The organism is Mycobacterium tuberculosis H37Rv (assembly GCF_000195955.2).
GTDB classification, from domain to species: Bacteria; Actinomycetota; Actinomycetes; order Mycobacteriales; family Mycobacteriaceae; genus Mycobacterium; species Mycobacterium tuberculosis.
Genome location: NC_000962.3, coordinates 1,779,207 through 1,799,507, shown reverse-complemented (window position 1 = coordinate 1,799,507; position 20,301 = coordinate 1,779,207). Strand labels below are relative to the sequence as shown.

Here is a 20,301-nt window from a genome sequence, read left to right as displayed (position 1 = left end):
AAGGACCGGCAAAGAGGAGCCGCCATGTCCGCAAAGGATCACCCGAATAACGCCCCGGGCGTTCCGATGGTGTTCCCGCTCTGGCTCGAGCGTCTGCAGGTCAAGTACATCAACCGGGCGCTCAAACCGATAGCGCGCTACCTACCCGGAACGGCCACGATCGAGCACCGCGGTCGCAAGTCTGGAAAGCCATACCAAACGATTGTGACCGCCTACCGCAAGGACGGTGTGCTGGCGATCGCGCTCGCGCACGGTAAGACGGATTGGGTCAAGAACGTGTTGGCCGCGGGCGAAGCCGACGTGCACTTCGCCCGCGGCGTTGTTCACGTCATCAACCCCCGGATTGTGCCCGCCGGCTCCGACGGTCAGGGGCTGCCGCGGATGGCGCGCTTGCAGCTGCGCCGGATCGGGGTCTTCGTCGGCGATATCGCCTGAGCCTAAGGCCCCGGCCGACGTCAGGACGGTTTGCGGGCCTCGATGAGCGCGCGGGTGGAGTAGGTGACGAAGGGCCCTTCGGCCTGGATGCGCTCATGCAGTGCACGCAGCCGATCGTGGTAGCCCTCGACGGTGAAGTCCGGCAGAAACCAGATCACCTTGCGCAGAAAGTAGATGACGGCACCGACGTCGAAGAATTCCACCCGCAACCGCTCCATCTGCAGGTCGACGATCTCGAGGCCGGCGTCGGTGATGCAGGTGCGCACAACCTGCGCGTACTGATCGGCCCCGTTGTGTTCTCGCGGCCCGAGGAAATGCTCGCGCAGGTCCCACAGCGTGGCCGGTCCGACGTGTTGGGCGAAGTAACTGCCGCCAGCCCGGAGAACCCGGGCAATCTCGGTCCACCATCGGGTGCTGGGGTGGCGGCTGGTCACCAGGTCAAACGCCGCATCGGCAAAGGGCAGTGGCGGTTTATCGCCGGTGATGACGACGACCGCGCCCAGCGGATGCAGCCGCCTAGTGGCCATAGCCGCGTTGGGTGGCCACGCTTCGGTAGCGACCATGGTGGGCGGGAAGTTGCCCGCGCCGGCTAGCACCTCTCCGCCGCCTGTCTCAAGATCTAAGGCAGCCGTCGCGTTCGCCAGCCGCTGACTGAGTTGTCGTTGATAGCCCCATGACGGGCGTTCTTCGGTCGCGCGGCCGTCCAACCAGGAAAAACCCCAGCCGCCGACGGATGCTGATGCGGCTTCGGCCACGAGATCTTCGAACGTTCGCGCCACGGCGCCTACCCTATCCGGCGCCGCCTAATGGGCGCCGGGGCCGCCCGGCTACATATCCAAGCCGATGTCGAGCACGCGCACTGAGTGTGTGAGCGCCCCGACCGCCAGGTAGTCCACCCCGGTTTCGGCGTAGGTCGCCGCCGTCTGCAGGCTGAGCCCACCGGATGACTCCAGCATGACGGTGGGCGCGCGCGAGTCCCGACGCTGCACCGCGGTCTGCGTCTGCCACACCGCAAAATTGTCCAGCAGGATCAGCTCGGGTTTTTCCGGCAGCACGGCATCGAGCTGCTCAAGCGAGTCCACTTCCACCTCGCACGGCAGATCGGGTGCAGCATTTCGCACCGCACGTAGCGCGTCTACCACGGATCCGGCGGCGGCAACGTGGTTGTCCTTGATTAGCGCGGCATCACCCAACCCCAGCCGATGGTTGACGCCGCCACCGGTACGCACCGCGTATTTTTGCAGCGCGCGCAGGCCGGGCAGCGTCTTACGGGTATCGCGGATTTTCGCTTTGGTCCCGCGCACAGCATCGACCCACGCGGCCGTCGCGGTGGCGATTCCCGACAGGTGACCGACCAGGTTCAACATGGTGCGCTCGGCGGTCAACAATCCGCGCGTTTGGGCTTCCAGCGTCATAAGTGCCTCTCCCGGCGGCACCCGGGCGCCGTCCTCGACGCGGTCGAGCACCCGATAACCGTTGGTGCCCAGGACTTCGTTCAGCGTCAGCAGCGCGACATCCAATCCGGCAACCACACCGGCCTCCCGGGTCACCAGCGATGCGGTGGTCGTCGCACTGGCAGGCACCGTCGCCAATGTGGTGACATCCGGGCCGTACCGGAGGTCCTCGTCGAGCCCACGCGCGATTGCTGCTCGAGCCGCAGCCAGCTCCCAGTCGGATAACCCCATCAGCACACCGCCACTAGCGCCTGGACACACACCGCATTTGCGTCGTCGGCTCCCCGGACCACGATGCTGCGTGCCTGCTCCGGCACGGTGCACGGGTACTCCGCGCGATGATGGCAGCCACGGCTTTCGGTGCGGGCCAAGGCGGCGGCGGTCACGCTCTGCGCGACCAGCGTGAGCGCCACGTCCTCGAAATCGCGGCGACAAGCCACGTCGCGAACCTGTGCTCCGGATAGGCTGTCGCACAGCCGGTGCAGCCCGGCGGCGGCGCGGTACATCGACGCGTCCCGGCTCATCGCCCGTTGCAGGTCGCCGCGGTCCAGTGCGGTGTAGCTGATCGGTTCGGGCCAGGTCGCTGACGAGGTCGCACGCGAACGCCCGGCCGCCGCGGCGTGGGCGGCGGCGGCCTTTCCGGCGCGGCCGCCCACCACCAAACCCTCTAGCAAGCTGTTGGAGGCCAGGCGGTTGGCGCCGTGCAACCCGGTGCGGGCCACCTCGCCAGCGGCGTACAACCCGAGCAGCTCGGTCTGGCCGTACACATCGGTCACTATGCCGCCGCAGCTGTAGTGCGCACCGGGAACAACCGGGATCGGTTGCCGGACGGGGTCAATGCCGGCAGCCCGGCAGGATGCCGTGACTGTCGGGAACCGGGACGCGAAGCCCTCGATGCCGCGGGCGTCGAGGTAGACGCACGGATCGCCGGTGGCCTTCAGCCGCGCGTCGATGGCGGCGGCGACGACGTCGCGCGGCGCCAAATCACCCATCGGATGCACGCCTGCCGTTATCGAATTGCCTTGCCTGTCCACCAAGATCGCACCCTCGCCGCGGATGGCCTCGGTGATCAGCGGCCGCCGACCCCCGGCGCGTCCGGCAAAAAGCATCGTGGGGTGGAACTGGATGAACTCGAGATCGCTGACCGCGACGCCCGCCCACAATCCCAGGGCGATGCCGTCGCCGGTGGAGCCCGCCGGATTGGTGGTCGCGCTGTACAGGTGCCCGAGCCCGCCGGTGGCCAGGATCACCGACGGAGCGCTGATAATGCCGCATCCGTCCGGTCTGACCACTAATAGCCCGGTCACCGCGGTACCGTCGTGCAGCACTCGCAACGCCACGTGGCCGGTGCGGATATCGAGCATCCCGGCGGCATCCTGGAGCGCCCGCTGAACCTCGGCGCCGGTCGCGTCGCCACCCGCGTGCACGATGCGTCGCCGCGAGTGCCCGCCTTCGCGCGTCAACGCCCAACGGCCCGGGACCGATTCATCCAACCGTGCCCCAGCTCCGACCAAATCGGTAACCGCTCGGTAGCCGTCGGCGACGATCGAGTACACCGCATCGGGATCGCATAGGCCCGCGCCTGCGGCCAAGGTGTCCGCGACGTGAGCGTCGACCGAGTCGTCGTTGTCCGGCAGCACCACCGCGATACCGCCTTGCGCGTAGTGTGTCGCGGTCACGTGCGTCTGGGCAGCCTTGCTGAGCACCACGACGCTGCGCCCGGCGCGATCGGCGGCCAATGCCGCCGCCAGCCCGGCAACGCCCGTGCCGATCACGACAACATCGGCCGCATCCCGCCAAGCGGGACCGGCCATCATTCGCCACCGCCGGGATGGCCGATTTCGATCATCCGCTGCACGCTGCGACGCCCACTGGCGGCGATTCCCGGATCGACATGGACTTCGTCGGCACCCTCTACCAGGCAGCGCAACAGGGCCGCGGGGGTGATCATCTTCATGTACTTGCATGAGGCGCGGTCGTTGACCGCGCGAAAGTCGACTTCCGGTGCCGCCCGGCGAAGCTGGTGCAACATGCCGACCTCGGTGGCGACCAGCACCTGGCGGGCGCGCGTCGTGTGCGCCGCTTCGAGCATGCCGCCGGTGGACAAGATCTTTACCCGCTCGGCTGGGAATGCTCCTTCGCCGGCGAGGTATAGCGCCGAGGTTGCGCAACCACACTCCGGATGCACGAACAGTTCGGCATCGGGATGTGCGCGGGCCTGGTCAGCGAGCTCGTCGCCGTTGATCCCGGCGTGTACGTGGCATTCGCCGGCCCACACATGCAGGTTCTTGCGGCCGGTCACCCGGCGCACGTGTGCACCGAGGAATTGGTCCGGACAGAACAACACCTCGCGGTCGGGATCGATGGATGCGACCACGTCGACGGCGTTTGACGAGGTGCAGCAGATGTCGGTGAGCGCCTTGACGGCCGCCGTGGTGTTGACGTAGGAAACGACGACGGCGCCGGGATGCTCGTCCTTCCAGGCGCGCAGCTCGTCGGGGGTGATCGAATCGGCCAGCGAACAGCCGGCCCGCTGATCCGGGATCAGCACGGTTTTGTGCGGGCTGAGAATTTTGGCGGTCTCGGCCATGAAGTGCACTCCGCAGAACACGATGGTGTCCTCCGGTGCCTCGGCGGCCACCCGCGATAGCGCCAGCGAATCCCCGACGTGGTCGGCAACGTCCTGGATCGCGGGCAGCTGGTAGTTGTGCGCCAGGACGGTGGCCCCGCGCAAATGCGCCAGACGGCGAATCTCGGCGGCCCACCGTTCGTCACCGTCAACCCCGCCGTAGCCGAGCGGTGTGTTGGTGATGTCGGCAGTCAGTTCATCCACGAGCGTGTCCGTGCGATTCAGCACAGTCATTGCCGCCCCTTCCGCGCTCCAACAGGTTTTCGACTTATAATCGAAAACATGGCCCATGGTAGCACCGCCCACGAAGTGCTGGCCGTCGTCTTTCAAGTGCGCGGAGTTGGCATGAGCCGCGGTGCGGCAAAACCCCAGCTCAATGTGCTGCTGTGGCAACGTGCGAAGGAGCCGCAGCGCGGCGCGTGGTCGCTGCCGGGCGGACGGCTACGCAACGACGAAGACATGACCAGCTCGGTTCGGCGCCAACTGGCCGAGAAAGTCGACCTGCGAGAGTTGGCCCATCTAGAACAGCTCGCGGTGTTTTCCGACCCACACCGGCTGCCAGGCATCCGGATGATCGCGTCGACCTACCTGGGGGTGGTGCCCTCCCCCGCCACCCCCGAGCTGCCAGCAGACACCCGCTGGCACCCGGTGAGTTCCTTGCCGCCAATGGCGTTCGATCACGGTCCGATGGTGACCCATGCCCGCACCCGGCTGATTGCCAAGATGTCCTATACAAACATCGGATTCGCTTTGGCCCCAAAAGAATTCGCGCTCTCAACGCTGCGCGACATCTACGGCGCCGCACTGGGCTACCAGGTCGACGCAACCAACCTGCAGCGGGTACTGGCCCGTCGCAGAGTCATCACCCAAACCGGAACCATCGCGCAGTCCGGCCGCAGCGGTGGCCGCCCGGCGGCGTTGTACCGGTTTACCGACTCGCAGCTAAGAGTCACTGACGAGTTCGCCGCACTGCGGCCTCCCGGCCAGCTTTGAATCTGGTCGCACCAGCGATGGGGGAACTCGGCGTACCCAACCTGTGATAGGCGCCACGCCGCGCTGGCCTCGGAGTCGGCCCTTGGATCCTGTAACTTGTATGAGACTTTAAGAGCCGGATAAGAGCCGCTGGCGCCATTCGAGTGCCGACGCTGACCTTGAGTGCCGGCGCTGAACTGCGACAGGCAAACCGCGCTGCTACCCCGTCAGGGACCGATCACGCGCGAGGATGCCGGATGGCCATGAAGGGAGCCTAATGGTAGAGCCCGGCAATTTGGCAGGCGCGACCGGCGCCGAATGGATCGGCCGGCCACCGCACGAGGAATTGCAGCGCAAAGTGCGCCCGCTGCTGCCATCCGACGATCCGTTCTACTTCCCACCTGCCGGCTACCAGCATGCCGTGCCCGGAACGGTGTTGCGCTCGCGCGATGTCGAACTGGCGTTTATGGGCTTGATTCCGCAGCCCGTCACCGCTACCCAGCTGCTGTACCGGACCACGAACATGTACGGCAACCCCGAGGCGACGGTGACCACGGTGATCGTCCCAGCGGAGCTTGCCCCGGGTCAGACCTGCCCCTTGCTGTCGTACCAGTGTGCGATCGATGCCATGTCGTCGCGCTGTTTTCCGTCATATGCCCTGCGACGACGGGCCAAGGCCCTGGGGTCACTGACCCAAATGGAGCTGTTGATGATCAGCGCCGCACTTGCCGAAGGATGGGCGGTATCAGTACCCGACCATGAAGGGCCGAAAGGGCTGTGGGGGTCGCCGTATGAACCCGGTTACCGAGTCCTCGACGGAATCCGGGCTGCCTTGAATTCCGAGCGTGTCGGGTTGTCCCCGGCAACGCCGATCGGGCTGTGGGGCTACTCCGGCGGCGGGCTGGCCAGCGCGTGGGCCGCCGAAGCATGCGGCGAGTACGCACCGGACCTAGACATCGTCGGCGCCGTGCTGGGATCACCCGTCGGTGACCTTGGTCACACGTTCCGCCGGCTCAATGGCACTCTTCTTGCCGGTCTGCCCGCGTTGGTGGTGGCCGCGCTGCAACACAGCTACCCCGGCCTGGCCCGGGTGATCAAGGAGCACGCCAACGACGAAGGACGTCAGCTGCTGGAGCAACTGACGGAGATGACAACGGTAGACGCAGTGATCCGGATGGCCGGCAGGGACATGGGTGACTTCCTCGACGAACCCCTTGAGGACATTCTGTCGACGCCGGAAATTTCCCATGTCTTCGGCGACACCAAGCTGGGTAGCGCGGTGCCCACCCCGCCGGTATTGATCGTGCAGGCCGTGCATGACTACCTCATCGACGTCTCTGACATCGACGCGCTCGCTGACAGCTATACAGCCGGCGGCGCCAACGTCACCTACCACCGCGACCTGTTCAGCGAACATGTGTCCCTGCACCCGCTGTCGGCCCCAATGACGCTTCGCTGGCTCACCGACCGGTTCGCCGGCAAGCCACTGACCGACCACCGCGTCCGGACCACGTGGCCGACCATCTTCAACCCGATGACCTACGCCGGCATGGCGAGACTGGCCGTGATCGCGGCCAAGGTGATCACCGGCAGGAAGTTGAGCCGCCGTCCGCTCTGACCTGGCCAATGCGCTCTGCGCATACCGGCGCGAACTCGGACCTGGCACACAACCTCGTCACGCCAGACTTAAACCAGTTCGACGATCTGCCGCTTGAATCCAAGCGCTGACACCCGACCGGAGACACGGTCCGCTCCGGATGCCGGCGGGCGGCTGCGACTCTCCTAGGACACCGGGGCCTGAGGGGTTTCCAGGGCTTCAGTACGAGCGTTCGACGACGGATCGACAGCCGGATAGCCGCCCAGGTCGTCCCGCGCCGTCCCGGCCGCAAGCAGGGCATATACCAGCGACGCGATGCCAGCCGGCCACATGAGAGTGAGGGCGATCTGCAGCGGCCGGCGGGCGAAAAACACCGGCGGGGCCTGGGTGACGTACGTCAGGGCGTGGTCGCCGCGGGAAAGTGGCACGGTGTCAAAGTCCAACGCACCGTAGCGCAACCGAACCACCAGCGCGCCAACTCCCGCCGCGATCGCCGCAGCGGTCGTCAGCCCAATCGACAGCCCAGCAACCATCTGCGGTCCGCGGTGCTCTCGCCACTGCCACATCAATGCCGATGCCACGACAGCCAGCACACTCAAGAGCCCCAGCAGCATAAATGGCGCGATGAAGAAGTTCTGGGATTCGCTGCCCAGATACTCGTGCACCCGCTCACCCGCGCGTGTGATGGCCACGACGGCATGGATTGGCGGGGCGATCCACGCCCACAGGCCACCGACCAACACACCGGTCGCCGACAGACCCAGCATCACAAACAGGACCGCCCGTGTCCGCGACGTCCGCGGTGCACCGGAAGGCTCGGACGGTCCGCCAAAACCGGGTGGCTCGGTCACCGCTGTGTCGCCAAGTCGGCCGAGTCCACCTGCCCGTGGCGAGAACAGCGCGCCCACCAGCCGTCGGGCCGGACCTGGACGACCATCCGGCGACCGCACTGCGCACAGAACCGGGGGGGCTCCAGACCCATCCGAGCCGCTGTCGGCGTGGCCGTATCCGCCAGTTCCCCGGTGTACACGTTGTACACGCCGGCAGCGACCGGAGCGCGTTGTTTTCCAGCCACGATTTCCACCATTTACAGGCTGGCGTTGAGTGCCTTCAGCGGCATCTGTAGCTCGTCGAGCAGTTCCAGGTCGGCTTCCGCGGGCCGGCCGAGGGTGGTCAGGTAGTTGCCGACGATCACGGCGTTGATGCCGCCCAGGATGCCTCGCTTGGCGCCGAGGTCACCCAGGGTGATCTCGCGGCCACCGGCGAACCGCAGCATGGTGCGCGGTAACGCCAACCGGAAGGCGGCCACCGCCTTGAGCGCGTCACCGACCGGCATTACCTCCAGGTCGGCGAACGGGGTACCGGGCCGCGGGTTGAGGAAGTTCAGCGGGACCTCGTCGGGGCCCAGCTCGGCAAGCTCGGCGGCGAATTCCGCGCGCTGCTGCAGCGTCTCCCCCATGCCGAGGATGCCGCCGCAGCAAACCTCCATGCCCGCGTCACGCACCATCGATAGCGTCTGCCAGCGCTCTTCCCAGGTGTGGGTGGTGACGACGTTGGCGAAGAACGAGCGCGCCGTTTCGAGGTTGTGGTTGTAGCGATGCACCCCCCTCGCCGCCAGTTGGTCCACTTGCTCGGCGGTCAGCATCCCTAGGGAGCAGGCGATGTTGATCTCGACTTCGTTGCGAATCGCCTCGATGCCGGCCGCGACCTGGGCCATCAATCGCTCGTCGGGTCCGCGCACCGCGGCCACGATGCAGAACTCGGTGGCGCCGGACTTGGCGGTCTGTTTGGCCGCCTCGACCAGGCTGGGTATGTCCAGCCAGGCGCTGCGCACCGGGGAGGCGAACAGCCCCGATTGCGAGCAGAAATGGCAATCCTCCGGGCAGCCACCGGTTTTCAGGCTGATGATGCCTTCGACCTCGACCTCGGGTCCGCACCAGCGCATCCGCACCTCGTGGGCCAGCGCCAACAGCTCCTCGAGCCGGTCGTCGGGTAGCTGCAGCACCGCCAGCACCTGGTCCTGGTTCAGGCCCTCACCGCGCTGCAGCACCTGTTGGCGGGCAACCACCAGAATGTCCGAGTTGTTCCCGCCATCCTGGCCGGCGTCGTTCGTCGGTCGCGTTGCCGCTTGCGTCACCAGGTACTCCCCTGCATCCTTCGTCATCTCCGCACGCGCGGAACCCATCCGCCGCCTGCTCGGCGGCCTGAATGAAACGGTGTTCAGGCTACGGTAGCGGTGCGCACGGGGACAAACGCGACGTGGGCGGAGGTCACGGATCGTTGGCAGCGGCCCAGCTATCAGCACTCGCACTCGACCCGCCAGGCATCCCACACAGCGGCCCAGACGCCGAATCGTCGATCCCGCAACCTCAAGCCGCTCACTAAACTGCGGTTCACCGGCGGGGGTTATGCCCGGTTGGTCAGATTGCCGGTTGGCGGGATCGAATCCTGGTAGGCATCCCCGCCGACCTGGTGGGCGGCCAAGCTCGCGAGGGCTCTCGAGTCACTGAATTCACTTAGCTAACACCAGTTCTAGCAGCTGTCGGCGCGACTTCTTGTCAGTGCCCGACGTTATGATTCGAACATGTTAGCGAATAGCCGGGAGGAGCTTGTCGAGGTCTTTGATGCGCTGGATGCCGAGCTGGACCGCTTGGACGAGGTGTCTTTTGAGGTGTTGACCACCCCGGAACGGCTGCGGTCTCTGGAACGTCTGGAATGCTTGGTGCGCCGGCTACCGGCGGTGGGTCACGCGTTGATCAACCAACTTGACGCCCAAGCCAGCGAGGAAGAACTGGGCGGCACGCTGTGCTGCGCGCTGGCCAACCGGTTACGCATCACCAAGCCCGACGCCGCCCGGCGCATCGCCGACGCCGCCGATCTCGGACCTCGTCGAGCACTCACCGGTGAACCGCTAGCCCCACAGTTGACCGCCACCGCCACCGCCCAACGCCAGGGCCTGATCGGCGAGGCGCACGTCAAAGTGATTCGCGCCCTTTTTCGCCCACCTGCCCGCCGCGGTGGATGTGTCCACCCGCCAGGCCGCCGAAGCCGACCTGGCCGGCAAAGCCGCTCAATATCGTCCCGACGAGCTGGCCCGCTACGCCCAGCGGGTCATGGACTGGCTACACCCCGACGGCGACCTCACCGACACCGAACGCGCCCGCAAACGCGGCATCACCCTGAGCAACCAGCAATACGACGGCATGTCACGGCTAAGTGGCTACCTGACCCCCCAAGCGCGGGCCACCTTTGAAGCCGTGCTAGCCAAACTGGCCGCCCCCGGCGCGACCAACCCCGACGACCACACCCCGGTCATCGACACCACCCCCGATGCGGCCGCCATCGACCGCGACACCCGCAGCCAAGCCCAACGCAACCACGACGGGCTGCTGGCCGGGCTGCGCGCGCTGATCGCCTCCGGGAAACTGGGCCAACACAACGGTCTTCCCGTCTCGATCGTGGTCACCACCACCCTGACCGACCTGCAAACCGGCGCCGGCAAGGGCTTCACCGGCGGCGGCACCCTGCTACCCATGGCCGATGTGATCCGCATGACCAGCCACGCCCACCACTACTCCCCCGCAAGCGGGAGGTACCCCCAGGCGATCTTCGACCACGGCACACCCCTGGCGCTGTATCACACCAAACGCCTAGCCTCCCCGGCCCAGCGGATCATGCTGTTCGCCAACGACCGCGGCTGCACCAAACCCGGCTGTGACGCACCGGCCTACCACAGCCAAGCCCACCACGTCACCGCCTGGACCAGCACCGGACGCACCGACATCACCGAGCTGACCCTGGCCTGCGGCCCCGACAACCGACTCGCCGAAAAAGGCTGGACCACCCACAACAACACCCACGGCCACACCGAATGGCTACCACCACCCCACCTCGACCACGGCCAACCGTGGACCTGTGAGATACACTACACCTGTGCGTGCTGCTGTCTACCTCCGAATCTCAGAAGACCGCTCCGGCGAACAGCTCGGCGTGGCCCGCCAACGCGAGGACTGCCTAAAGCTGTGCGGGCAGCGAAAATGGGTGCCCGTCGAGTACCTCGACAACGACGTCAGCGCATCAACCGGCAAGCGCCGCCCCGCCTACGAGCAGATGTTGGCCGACATCACCGCCGGCAAGATCGCCGCCGTGGTGGCCTGGGACCTGGACCGGCTCCATCGCCGTCCCATCGAGCTGGAAGCCTTCATGTCATTAGCCGACGAGAAGCGGCTGGCCCTGGCCACCGTCGCCGGCGACGTTGACCTGGCGACACCCCAGGGCCGGCTAGTCGCCCGCCTGAAGGGGTCGGTGGCCGCTCACGAAACCGAGCACAAGAAGGCACGACAGCGCCGCGCCGCCCGCCAGAAAGCTGAACGCGGCCACCCCAACTGGTCGAAAGCCTTCGGCTACCTGCCCGGCCCCAACGGTCCCGAACCCGACCCCCGGACAGCGCCGCTGGTCAAACAGGCCTACGCCGACATCCTCGCCGGGGCGTCCCTGGGCGACGTGTGCCGCCAGTGGAACGACGCCGGGGCGTTCACCATCACCGGCCGCCCGTGGACGACTACAACGCTGTCGAAATTCTTGCGCAAACCCCGCAACGCCGGACTACGCGCATATAAGGGTGCCCGCTACGGCCCGGTGGACCGCGACGCGATTGTCGGCAAGGCCCAGTGGTCGCCGCTGGTGGACGAGGCGACGTTCTGGGCCGCCCAGGCCGTGCTGGACGCCCCCGGCCGCGCCCCCGGCCGCAAAAGCGTGCGCCGCCACCTGCTGACCGGGCTGGCAGGCTGCGGCAAATGCGGCAACCACCTGGCCGGCAGCTACCGCACCGACGGCCAGGTCGTCTACGTGTGCAAGGCGTGCCACGGGGTGGCCATCCTGGCCGACAACATCGAACCGATCCTGTATCACATCGTGGCCGAGCGGCTGGCCATGCCCGACGCCGTTGACTTGTTGCGCCGGGAGATTCACGACGCCGCCGAAGCCGAAACCATCCGCCTGGAACTGGAAACCCTCTACGGGGAGCTGGACAGGCTCGCCGTCGAACGCGCCGAAGGGCTACTGACCGCGCGCCAGGTGAAGATCAGCACCGACATCGTCAACGCCAAGATAACGAAACTTCAGGCCCGCCAACAGGATCAGGAACGGCTCCGAGTGTTCGACGGGATACCGTTGGGAACACCGCAAGTCGCCGGGATGATAGCCGAGCTGTCGCCGGACCGGTTCCGCGCCGTCCTCGACGTCCTCGCTGAAGTCGTTGTCCAGCCGGTCGGCAAGAGCGGCAGGATATTCAATCCCGAACGGGTGCAGGTGAATTGGCGATGAGCCGGCACCACAACATCGTGATCGTCTGTGACCACGGCCGCAAAGGCGATGGCCGCATCGAACACGAGCGCTGCGATCTTGTCGCGCCGATCATTTGGGTCGACGAGACCCAGGGCTGGTTACCGCAGGCGCCAGCGGTGGCAACATTACTCGACGACGACAACCAGCCGCGAGCCGTTATTGGCTTGCCGCCCAACGAGTCTCGCCTACGACCTGAAATGCGCCGCGACGGGTGGGTGCGGCTGCACTGGGAATTCGCCTGCCTGAGGTACGGCGCCGCCGGCGTGCGCACGTGCGAGCAGCGGCCCGTGCGGGTTCGCAACGGCGACCTGCAAACACTGTGCGAGAACGTTCCGCGGCTACTGACCGGACTGGCCGGCAACCCCGACTACGCACCGGGTTTTGCGGTGCAGTCGGACGCGGTGGTCGTCGCCATGTGGCTGTGGCGCACGCTCTGCGAAAGCGACACGCCGAACAAACTACGCGCCACCCCAACGCGTGGTAGCTGCTAGACTCCGACGTAGCCGGCTTCGACTCCGGGGTTTTGGTGTCCCCAAGGAGTCGCACGTGTCGACCATCTACCATCATCGCGGCCGCGTAGCCGCACTGTCTCGTTCCCGCGCATCCGACGATCCCGAGTTCATCGCCGCGAAAACCGATCTCGTTGCCGCGAACATCGCGGACTACCTCATCCGCACCCTCGCCGCAGCGCCGCCCCTGACTGACGAGCAGCGCACCCGGCTGGCCGAGCTGCTGCGCCCCGTGCGGCGGTCAGGCGGTGCCCGATGACCGCCGGCGCCGGCGGGTCGCCGCCGACGCGACGATGCCCGGCCACGGAGGACCGGGCACCCGCGACAGTCGCCACACCGTCTAGCGCCGATCCTACCGCGTCACGCGCCGTGTCGTGGTGGTCGGTGCACGAGCATGTCGCGCCGGTCCTGGATGCTGCCGGGTCGTGGCCGATGGCCGGCACACCGGCCTGGCGTCAGCTCGACGACGCCGATCCTCGCAAATGGGCCGCGATCTGCGACGCAGCCCGGCACTGGGCTCTGAGGGTAGAGACGTGCCAGGAGGCGATGGCGCAGGCGTCACGTGACGTATCTGCGGCCGCCGACTGGCCCGGCATCGCCCGCGAGATCGTCCGACGGCGCGGCGTGTACATCCCGCGGGCGGGGGTGGCGTGATGGCCGACATCCCCTACGGCACCGACTATCCCGACGCCCCCTGGATCGACCGGGACGGGCACGTGCTCATCGACGACGGTGGCAAACCGACGCAAGTTCATCGCGGCCAAGCCCGAATCGCCTACCGGCTAGCCGAACGTTACCAGGACAAGCTGCTGCACGTGGCCGGGATCGGCTGGCACTCCTGGGACGGCAGACGCTGGGCAGCCGACGACCGCGGCGAAGCCAAACGTGCAGTGCTGGCAGAGCTGCGCCAAGCGCTCTCAGACAGCCTCAACGACAAGGAATTACGCGCCGACGTCCGAAAATGCGAATCGGCGTCCGGCGTGGCCGGCGTGCTCGACCTGGCCGCCGCACTGGTACCATTCGCCGCGACGGTAGCCGACCTCGACAGCGACCCGCACTTGCTCAACGTCGCGAATGGGACGCTGGACCTGCACACGCTCAAATTGCGGCCCCACGCGCCCGCTGACCGCATCACAAAGATATGCCGCGGTGCCTACCAGTCCGACACCGAATCGCCTCTCTGGCAAGCGTTCTTGACCCGCGTTCTGCCCGATGAAGGTGTGCGCGGGTTCGTGCAACGCCTGGCCGGCGTCGGCCTACTAGGCACCGTCCGCGAACATGTCCTGGCGATTCTTATCGGTGTAGGTGCCAACGGAAAATCTGTGTTCGACAAGGCGATTCGCTATGCCCTTGGCGATTATGCCTGCACCGCTGAGCCTGACCTTTTCATGCACCGGGAAAACGCTCACCCAACAGGCGAAATGGACCTCCGCGGCGTGCGATGGGTAGCGGTATCCGAGAGCGAAAAAGATCGCCGGCTGGCCGAATCAACGATAAAACGGCTGACTGGCGGCGACACCATCCGCGCCCGAAAGATGCGGCAAGACTTCGTGGAATTCACGCCGTCACATACCCCACTGCTCATCACCAACCACCTACCGAGAGTGCCCGGCGATGATACGGCCATCTGGCGGCGAATTCGAGTGGTGCCGTTTGAAGTAGTGATTCCTGCCGACGAGCAGGACCGGGAACTGGACGCACGGTTGCAGTTGGAGGCCGACAGCATCCTGTCCTGGGCGGTGGCCGGATGGAGCGACTATCAGCGAATCGGACTATCCCAGCCGGACGCGGTGCTCGCGGCAACGTCGAATTACCGCGAGGACTCCGACACGATAAAGAGGTTCATCGACGACGAATGCGTCACCAGCTCGCCGGTGCTGAAAGCCACTACTACGCATCTGTTCGAGGCGTGGCAAAGGTGGCGGGTGCAAGAAGGCGTACCCGAAATCTCGCGCAAAGCGTTCGGCCAGTCGCTCGACACCCACGGATACCCGGTCACTGACAAGGCCCGTGATGGTCGTTGGCGGGCCGGAATAGCGGTGAGAGGGGCCGATGATTTCGATGATTAGCACACCTAACGTGACGCATGTGACGCATTTCCAGGTTCGCCTACGCGCGCGCACGTATGGCGGTTATACCGCGCAAACGTCACATGCGTCACGGCCTGCCGTGCCGTTCTGCCCAGGATGCGGTACCTACCTGGCCGTTCACGGCCGCCACCGGGCGGACTGTACCGCCAAACCAGCAAACACCGGCGGTGCCGCATGACCGCTGTCGCGATCACCCCGGCATCCGGCGGTCGGCACAGCGTCCGATTCGCCTACGACTCTGCGATCGTGTCGTTGATCAAGTCCACGATCCCCGCCTATGCCCGCTCCTGGTCCGCGCACACCCGCTGCTGGTTCATCGACGCTGACTGGACCCCACTGCTGGCCGCCGAGCTGCGCTACCACGGCCACACCGTCACCGGACCCGCCGACCCGGCGCAACAGCAGTGCACCGACTGGGCCAAAGCGTTGTTCCGGGCGGTCGGACCCCAGCGGACACCCGCCGTGTACAGGGCTTTATCCAAAGTGCTGCACCCCGACGCCCCAACCGGATGCCCGATACTGCAACAGCAGCTCAATGCCGCCAGAACCGCACTTACCAACCCTGCTTGAAAGGACACAAGCCATGGCTGAAACCCCCGACCACGCCGAACTGCGGCGACGAATCGCCGACATGGCTTTCAACGCCGATGTCGGTATGGCGACCTGCAAACGCTGTGGTGACGCCGTGCCGTACATCATCCTGCCGAACCTGCAGACCGGCGAACCCGTCATGGGTGTCGCCGACAACAAATGGAAGCGCGCGAACTGTCCCGTCGACGTCGGTAAGCCGTGCCCGTTCCTAATCGCCGAGGGTGTCGCCGACAGCACCGACGACACCATAGAGGTCGACCAGTGACCCCGATCAACCGGCCCCTGACCAACGACGAACGACAACTGATGCACGAGCTGGCAGTCCAGGTTGTCTGCTCGCAGACGGGTTGCTCACCCGATGCGGCGGTCGAAGCACTCGAATCCTTCGCGAAAGACGGAACACTTATCCTCCGCGGCGACACCGAGAACGCCTACCTCGAAGCCGGAGGCAATGTTCTTGTCCATGCCGATCGTGACTGGCTTGCCTTCCACGCGTCGTATCCCGGCAACGACCCGCTGCGAGACGCCCGACCTATCGAGCAGGACGACGACCAGGGGGCGGGGTCGCCATCGTGACCAGGCCCAGCCCGGACACCGCCACGGTGCCGGCGCGCATGCACGCTCATTACCTAGACTAAAAATTGATGGGAGGACCGATGCCAAGACCACCGAAACCGGCCCGGCTCAAACTGGTTGAGGGCCGCTCCCCCGGCCGCGATTCCGGCGGCCGGAAAGTCCCCGAGTCGCCGAAGTTTATCCGTCAGGCACCGGATGCCCCGGACTGGCTCGACGCCGAGGCGCTGGCCGAATGGCGGCGCGTCGCACCGACTTTGGAGCGGCTTGACCTGCTCAAACCTGAGGATCGGGCGCTCCTGTCCGCGTACTGCGAGACCTGGTCCGTCTACGTCGCGGCGGTTCAGCGGGTCCGCGCCGAAGGCCTCACAATTACCTCACCGAAATCCGGTGTCGTGCACCGGAACCCGGCGGTGACGGTTGCGGAGACGGCGCGCATGCATCTGCTGCGCTTGGCCTCCGAGTTTGGCCTGACCCCGGCCGCCGAGCAGCGACTGGCGGTGGCGCCGGGCGACGACGGCGACGGGCTCAACCCGTTTGCCCCGGACCGGTGATGACCTTTTGTGTGTGATACAATCGAGTTTGGCATCTCGGCATCCGCTGACGCCGGGCAGTCGCCGCGGGGCGGCTGGAACCCGGATAGCGGCCGCCATGCGCCACAAGCGATTCCGCGCGTTTCTTGCGTCTGCTAGGTGGTGGCCGAATTTTGAGTAGCATCCTTTTCCGCATGGCCGAGCTGCGGTCTGGCGAAGGCCGAACCGTGCACGGCACCATCGTGCCCTACAACGAGGCGACCACCGTCCGCGACTTCGACGGCGAGTTCCAGGAAATGTTCGCTCCTGGCGCTTTTCGGCGCTCCATCGCCGAGCGCGGCCACAAATTGAAGCTGCTGGTCTCTCACGACGCTCGAACCCGCTACCCGGTGGGCCGGGCCGTTGAGTTGCGGGAGGAGCCTCACGGCTTGTTCGGGGCGTTCGAGATTGCGGACACCCCGGACGGCGACGAGGCTTTGGCGAACGTAAAAGCTGGTGTCGTCGACTCGTTTTCGGTGGGTTTCCGACCGATCCGGGACCGTCGCGAAGGGGATGTGCTGGTGCGCGTCGAAGCGGCGCTGTTAGAGGTTTCCCTAACCGGCGTTCCGGCCTATTCGGGGGCACAAATCGCCGGGGTGCGCGCGGAATCGCTTACAGTCGTTTCCCGTTCGACAGCCGAAGCCTGGCTGTCCCTACTCGATTGGTGAACAATCTATGACCGAATTCGACGACATCAAAAACCTCTCTTTACCTGAAACCCGTGACGCGGCGAAGCAGCTCCTCGACAGTGTCGCCGGCGACCTGACCGGTGAGGCGGCGCAGCGTTTTCAGGCGCTGACGCGCCACGCCGAGGAACTGCGGGCGGAGCAGCGCCGCCGCGGCCGCGAAGCCGAGGAGGCGCTGCGCCGCTACCGGGCCGGTGAGCTGAGGGTGGTGCCCGGCGCTCCCACCGGCGGCGACGACGGCGACGCGCCGCCGGGCAACTCGTTGCGGGACACCGCGTTTCGCACACTGGATTCTTGTGTGCGAGACGGCCTGATGTCGTCGCGGGCGGCGGAGACCGCGGAAACCTTGTGCCGCACCGGGCCGCCGCAGTCCACCTCGTGGGCGCAGCGCTGGCTGGCGGCCACCGGCAGCCGCGACTATTTGGGCGCGTTCGTCAAGCGGGTTTCCAATCCTGTTGCGGGGCACACGGTTTGGACCGACCGGGAAGCGGCCGCGTGGCGTGAGGCTGCCGCGGTGGCCGCCGAGCAGCGAGCGATGGGCCTGGTGGACACCCAAGGCGGGTTTCTGATCCCGGCGGCGCTGGACCCGGCGATCCTGCTGTCGGGTGATGGGTCGACGAACCCGATTCGGCAGGTGGCGAGGGTGGTGCAAACGACCTCCGAGATTTGGCGGGGCGTGACTTCCGAAGGCGCCGAAGCTCGTTGGTACTCCGAAGCCCAGGAGGTGTCCGACGATTCGCCAGCGTTGGCCCAGCCGGCGGTGCCGAACTACCGTGGAAGCTGCTGGATTCCGTTCTCCATCGAGCTGGAGGGTGACGCGGCGAGCTTCGTTGGCGAGATCGGCAAGATTCTCGCGGACAGCGTTGAGCAACTGCAGGCCGCGGCGTTCGTCAACGGCTCCGGCAACGGCGAGCCCACCGGGTTCGTCAGCGCGCTAACCGGCACCTCCGATCAGGTGGTCGTCGGCGCGGGGTCAGAAGCGATTGTGGCGGCGGATGTTTACGCGTTGCAGTCGGCGCTGCCGCCAAGGTTCCAGGCCAGCGCCGCGTTCGCGGCGAACTTGTCCACCATCAACACGTTGCGGCAGGCGGAAACTTCGAATGGCGCGCTGAAATTCCCATCGCTGCACGACAGTCCGCCGATGCTAGCCGGGAAGTCTGTCCTGGAAGTCTCCCACATGGACACCGTTGATTCGGCGGTGACAGCGACGAATCATCCACTGGTGCTTGGCGACTGGAAGCAATTCCTCATCGGCGACAGAGTTGGGTCCATGGTGGAGTTGGTGCCTCACCTGTTCGGGCCGAATCGCCGGCCGACCGGGCAGCGCGGATTCTTCGCCTGGTTCAGGGTCGGATCAGATGTGCTGGTGCGCAACGCGTTTCGAGTTCTGAAGGTGGAGACTACCGCGTAGGTAGGATAGGGCCAGGCGTGGGCGGCCTCTGCTTAGGGGTGCCGGGCCGCCCACGCGCCAACTCGCTGCGGGTTGCGTTGTCGATTCGTTTGAGCCGCCGGTAGGTGCCGGCGGAGATGCCGAGGGCTGCGCCGATAGCAGTGTCTGTTTTCGTCGAACGACGCTCCGATTCTGGCTTGGGGCCCATGGGCCCCAAGCCAGAATATCGAGCCTGGCGGCCATGGTCGCCGCCTTCCTGTTGCCGCTGCTTGGCTTTCGGCCGTTCCAGCTCGGCGATCCGGCGGCCAGCGGCGCCATTTGTTTCTCCGCGAACAGGCGGATTTCTTTGTCGTCGCTGCGGGTTGCGTTGTCGATTCGTTTGAGCCGCTTGTAGGTGCCGGCGGAGATGCCGAGGGCTGCGCCTACCTCCTTGTCAGTGTGGCGCTGAGACGGCTTTGGTTCCATGGGACCAAAGCCGGCATTGGTGATCGATGCACCGAGGCGACCACCCTCGCGTTGGCGCTCCTTGGCTTTCGGGCGTTCCAGCTCGGCGATCCGGCGACCAGCGGCGCCATTTGTTTCTCCGCGAACCGGCGGATTTCTTTGTCGTCGCTGTGGGTTGCGTTGTCGATTCGTTTGAGCCGCCGGTAGGTGCCGGCGGAGATGCCGAGGGCTGCGCCGATAGCAGTGTCTGTTTTCGTCGAATGACGCTCTGATTCTGGTTTGTAGCCCATGGGCCCCAAACCAGAATATCGAGCCTGGCGGCCATGATCCTGCCCCTCGCGCTGCCGCTGCTTGGCTTTCGGCCGCTCCAGCTCCGCGATCCGGCGGCCAGCGGCGCCATTTGTTTCTCCGAGATAGCTTCCGGCCCATGGGCCGGAAGCTATCCATGCCCCGCCCGTGGGACCGCCCAGCGTCCTGTTGCCGCGGTGTTCACCGTCAGCGCTCGTCTTCCGCTGGGCTTCCGCCGCCAAGCCCGATCATCCGGCTCCACGGCGGGGTGTCGTCGCCGTCGGGCTCGTCGTCGCCGGCGAGTCCGAGTTGCCGGTTGATGGCGGCTTGTTCCGGCCCGGAGCGGCCGGCCAGGATCGCCGGGCCGCACTCGTCGCCGCCGGCGGCGTCGGCGTGCTCGACGCTGATCCGCAGGAACGCTTCGAGCTCGCCGGTGTGCTCGTGCCGATTCAACGCGGCCTGCAGCCGAACGAGCGCTTCCCTCACCTCCAAGGGCGCGTCCGGGAACCACGCCCGGATCGTCTCGGCCACCTGGTCGCGGTCGCAGACGGCGCGGTCACCCGTTTCCAGGTCGGTTACCGTCACCAAGTGGTTGAAACGTGCTGGTGTGGTGGTCATGGTTGATCTCCTGGCGTGGAATGTTCTTCAGCAGTCCACGGCCAACCCCGCACCAACACCTTCCACCACCACGAGAAGCTGCTACGCCACAACGACGAGGACAACCA

The 20,301-nt window shown here is 66.3% G+C and carries 26 protein-coding genes and 5 other annotated features; of the genes, 16 read left to right on the top strand and 10 right to left on the bottom strand.

Features of this window, described 5'->3' with window-relative positions:
* Window positions 1–24: 24 nt before the first annotated feature.
* On the top strand, window positions 25–435 hold the full coding sequence (locus tag Rv1598c; RefSeq protein NP_216114.1) for a hypothetical protein: 411 nt from the start codon (window positions 25–27) through the stop codon (window positions 433–435).
* A 20-nt stretch (window positions 436–455) separates the two neighbouring features.
* On the opposite strand, the gene Rv1597 is transcribed toward Rv1598c, so the two are convergent.
* From Rv1597 to nadA, 4 genes are read right to left on the bottom strand one after another with little or no spacing between them, the layout of a single operon-like run.
* Entirely contained in the window at window positions 456–1,214 is a 759-nt protein-coding gene (locus Rv1597; RefSeq protein NP_216113.1) for a hypothetical protein, read from the bottom strand.
* A gap of 48 nt (window positions 1,215–1,262) precedes the next feature.
* Window positions 1,263–2,120, bottom strand: a complete 858-nt coding sequence (gene nadC / locus Rv1596) for a nicotinate-nucleotide pyrophosphatase (RefSeq protein ID NP_216112.1) — start codon at window positions 2,118–2,120, stop codon at window positions 1,263–1,265.
* Complete coding sequence (nadB, locus tag Rv1595) at window positions 2,120–3,703, bottom strand: L-aspartate oxidase (protein NP_216111.1); 1,584 nt, start codon at window positions 3,701–3,703, stop codon at window positions 2,120–2,122. Before nadB ends, nadC begins: the two co-directional genes overlap by 1 nt.
* Window positions 3,703–4,752, bottom strand: coding sequence for a quinolinate synthetase A (nadA, locus tag Rv1594; protein NP_216110.1), 1,050 nt, complete (start codon window positions 4,750–4,752; stop codon window positions 3,703–3,705). Before nadA ends, nadB begins: the two co-directional genes overlap by 1 nt.
* Before the next feature lie 48 nt (window positions 4,753–4,800).
* Here nadA and Rv1593c point away from each other — a divergent pair, with 48 nt between their 5' ends.
* Window positions 4,801–5,511 carry a hypothetical protein gene (locus Rv1593c; protein NP_216109.1) on the top strand — a complete coding sequence of 237 codons (711 nt, stop codon included), beginning with the start codon at window positions 4,801–4,803 and terminating at the stop codon, window positions 5,509–5,511.
* A gap of 256 nt (window positions 5,512–5,767) precedes the next feature.
* On the top strand, window positions 5,768–7,108 hold the full coding sequence (locus Rv1592c; protein ID NP_216108.1) for a hypothetical protein: 1,341 nt from the start codon (window positions 5,768–5,770) through the stop codon (window positions 7,106–7,108).
* Window positions 7,109–7,272: 164 nt separating this feature from the next.
* Here the strand turns inward: Rv1592c and Rv1591 are convergent, their stop codons facing one another.
* The 3 genes from Rv1591 to bioB are packed head-to-tail and all read right to left on the bottom strand — an operon-like array spanning window position 7,273 to window position 9,224.
* Entirely contained in the window at window positions 7,273–7,938 is a 666-nt protein-coding gene (locus tag Rv1591) for a transmembrane protein (RefSeq protein NP_216107.1), read from the bottom strand.
* The gene (locus Rv1590; RefSeq protein ID NP_216106.1) at window positions 7,935–8,174 is read right to left on the bottom strand and encodes a hypothetical protein; all 240 of its coding nucleotides are present in this window, start codon (window positions 8,172–8,174) and stop codon (window positions 7,935–7,937) included. The genes Rv1591 and Rv1590 overlap by 4 nt, the downstream gene beginning before the upstream one ends.
* Window positions 8,175–9,224 (bottom strand): biotin synthetase, encoded by a 1,050-nt coding sequence (bioB, locus tag Rv1589; RefSeq protein NP_216105.1) that lies wholly within the window; start codon window positions 9,222–9,224, stop codon window positions 8,175–8,177.
* 447 nt (window positions 9,225–9,671) lie between these two features.
* Between bioB and Rv1588c the strand changes: the two genes are divergently transcribed.
* From Rv1588c to Rv1576c, 13 genes are all read left to right on the top strand, one after another.
* A complete protein-coding gene (locus Rv1588c) occupies window positions 9,672–10,340 on the top strand; it encodes a hypothetical protein (protein NP_216104.1) in 669 nt (222 codons plus the stop codon).
* Window positions 9,697–10,994, top strand: a repeat region (REP-5, len: 1298 nt. REP336, member of REP13E12 family. This region is a possible MT-complex-specific genomic island (See Becq et al., 2007).). It overlaps the preceding gene by 644 nt.
* A complete protein-coding gene (locus Rv1587c) occupies window positions 10,345–11,346 on the top strand; it encodes a hypothetical protein (protein ID NP_216103.2) in 1,002 nt (333 codons plus the stop codon). It overlaps the preceding feature by 650 nt.
* Window positions 10,983–10,994, top strand: a repeat region (12 bp direct repeat 2, ccacggccaacc, flanking phage-like element, first site at 1779266..1779277. This region is a possible MT-complex-specific genomic island (See Becq et al., 2007).). Its footprint overlaps the gene before it by 12 nt.
* Window positions 11,003–12,412: a phage integrase gene (locus tag Rv1586c; protein NP_216102.1), complete on the top strand. Its 1,410-nt coding sequence runs from the start codon at window positions 11,003–11,005 to the stop codon at window positions 12,410–12,412. Before Rv1587c ends, Rv1586c begins: the two co-directional genes overlap by 344 nt.
* Window positions 12,409–12,924: a phage protein gene (locus Rv1585c; RefSeq protein NP_216101.1), complete on the top strand. Its 516-nt coding sequence runs from the start codon at window positions 12,409–12,411 to the stop codon at window positions 12,922–12,924. Before Rv1586c ends, Rv1585c begins: the two co-directional genes overlap by 4 nt.
* A gap of 55 nt (window positions 12,925–12,979) precedes the next feature.
* On the top strand, window positions 12,980–13,201 hold the full coding sequence (locus tag Rv1584c) for a phage protein (protein ID NP_216100.1): 222 nt from the start codon (window positions 12,980–12,982) through the stop codon (window positions 13,199–13,201).
* Window positions 13,198–13,596 carry a phage protein gene (locus Rv1583c; protein NP_216099.1) on the top strand — a complete coding sequence of 133 codons (399 nt, stop codon included), beginning with the start codon at window positions 13,198–13,200 and terminating at the stop codon, window positions 13,594–13,596. The genes Rv1584c and Rv1583c overlap by 4 nt, the downstream gene beginning before the upstream one ends.
* Window positions 13,596–15,011, top strand: a complete 1,416-nt coding sequence (locus Rv1582c) for a phage protein (protein ID NP_216098.1) — start codon at window positions 13,596–13,598, stop codon at window positions 15,009–15,011. The genes Rv1583c and Rv1582c overlap by 1 nt, the downstream gene beginning before the upstream one ends.
* A gap of 195 nt (window positions 15,012–15,206) precedes the next feature.
* A complete protein-coding gene (locus Rv1581c; protein ID NP_216097.1) occupies window positions 15,207–15,602 on the top strand; it encodes a phage protein in 396 nt (131 codons plus the stop codon).
* A 13-nt stretch (window positions 15,603–15,615) separates the two neighbouring features.
* Window positions 15,616–15,888 (top strand): phage protein, encoded by a 273-nt coding sequence (locus tag Rv1580c; protein ID NP_216096.1) that lies wholly within the window; start codon window positions 15,616–15,618, stop codon window positions 15,886–15,888.
* Window positions 15,885–16,199, top strand: coding sequence for a phage protein (locus Rv1579c; protein ID NP_216095.1), 315 nt, complete (start codon window positions 15,885–15,887; stop codon window positions 16,197–16,199). The genes Rv1580c and Rv1579c overlap by 4 nt, the downstream gene beginning before the upstream one ends.
* 80 nt (window positions 16,200–16,279) lie before the next feature.
* Window positions 16,280–16,750, top strand: a complete 471-nt coding sequence (locus Rv1578c; protein ID NP_216094.1) for a phage protein — start codon at window positions 16,280–16,282, stop codon at window positions 16,748–16,750.
* 173 nt (window positions 16,751–16,923) lie between these two features.
* Window positions 16,924–17,436: a phage prohead protease gene (locus tag Rv1577c; RefSeq protein NP_216093.1), complete on the top strand. Its 513-nt coding sequence runs from the start codon at window positions 16,924–16,926 to the stop codon at window positions 17,434–17,436.
* 7 nt (window positions 17,437–17,443) lie between these two features.
* Window positions 17,444–18,865, top strand: coding sequence for a phage capsid protein (locus tag Rv1576c; RefSeq protein NP_216092.1), 1,422 nt, complete (start codon window positions 17,444–17,446; stop codon window positions 18,863–18,865).
* Here Rv1576c and Rv1575 read toward each other — a convergent pair.
* The 3 genes from Rv1575 to Rv1573 all read right to left on the bottom strand — a co-directional run bounded on the left by Rv1575 (window position 18,809) and on the right by Rv1573 (window position 20,194).
* Window positions 18,809–19,309, bottom strand: coding sequence for a phage protein (locus tag Rv1575; RefSeq protein NP_216091.2), 501 nt, complete (start codon window positions 19,307–19,309; stop codon window positions 18,809–18,811). The genes Rv1576c and Rv1575 overlap by 57 nt on opposite strands.
* Window positions 18,935–19,023, top strand: a repeat region (89 bp direct repeat 1, second copy at 1779959..1780047,GGGTTGCGTTGTCGATTCGTTTGAGCCGCCGGTAGGTGCCGGCGGAGATGCCGAGGGCTG CGCCGATAGCAGTGTCTGTTTTCGTCGAA. Many repeats, both direct and inverted, in this region. This region is a possible MT-complex-specific genomic island (See Becq et al.,2007).). It overlaps the preceding gene by 89 nt.
* Entirely contained in the window at window positions 19,267–19,578 is a 312-nt protein-coding gene (locus tag Rv1574; RefSeq protein NP_216090.1) for a phage protein, read from the bottom strand. The genes Rv1575 and Rv1574 overlap by 43 nt, the downstream gene beginning before the upstream one ends.
* Window positions 19,461–19,549, top strand: a repeat region (89 bp direct repeat 2, first copy at 1780485..1780573,GGGTTGCGTTGTCGATTCGTTTGAGCCGCCGGTAGGTGCCGGCGGAGATGCCGAGGGCTG CGCCGATAGCAGTGTCTGTTTTCGTCGAA. This region is a possible MT-complex-specific genomic island (See Becq et al.,2007).). (Overlaps the previous gene by 89 nt.)
* Window positions 19,579–19,783: 205 nt before the next feature.
* Window positions 19,784–20,194, bottom strand: a complete 411-nt coding sequence (locus Rv1573; RefSeq protein NP_216089.1) for a phage protein — start codon at window positions 20,192–20,194, stop codon at window positions 19,784–19,786.
* A gap of 36 nt (window positions 20,195–20,230) precedes the next feature.
* Window positions 20,231–20,242, top strand: a repeat region (12 bp direct repeat 1, ccacggccaacc, flanking phage-like element, second site at 1788514..1788525. This region is a possible MT-complex-specific genomic island (See Becq et al., 2007).).
* The last annotated feature ends 59 nt before the right edge of the window (window positions 20,243–20,301 follow it).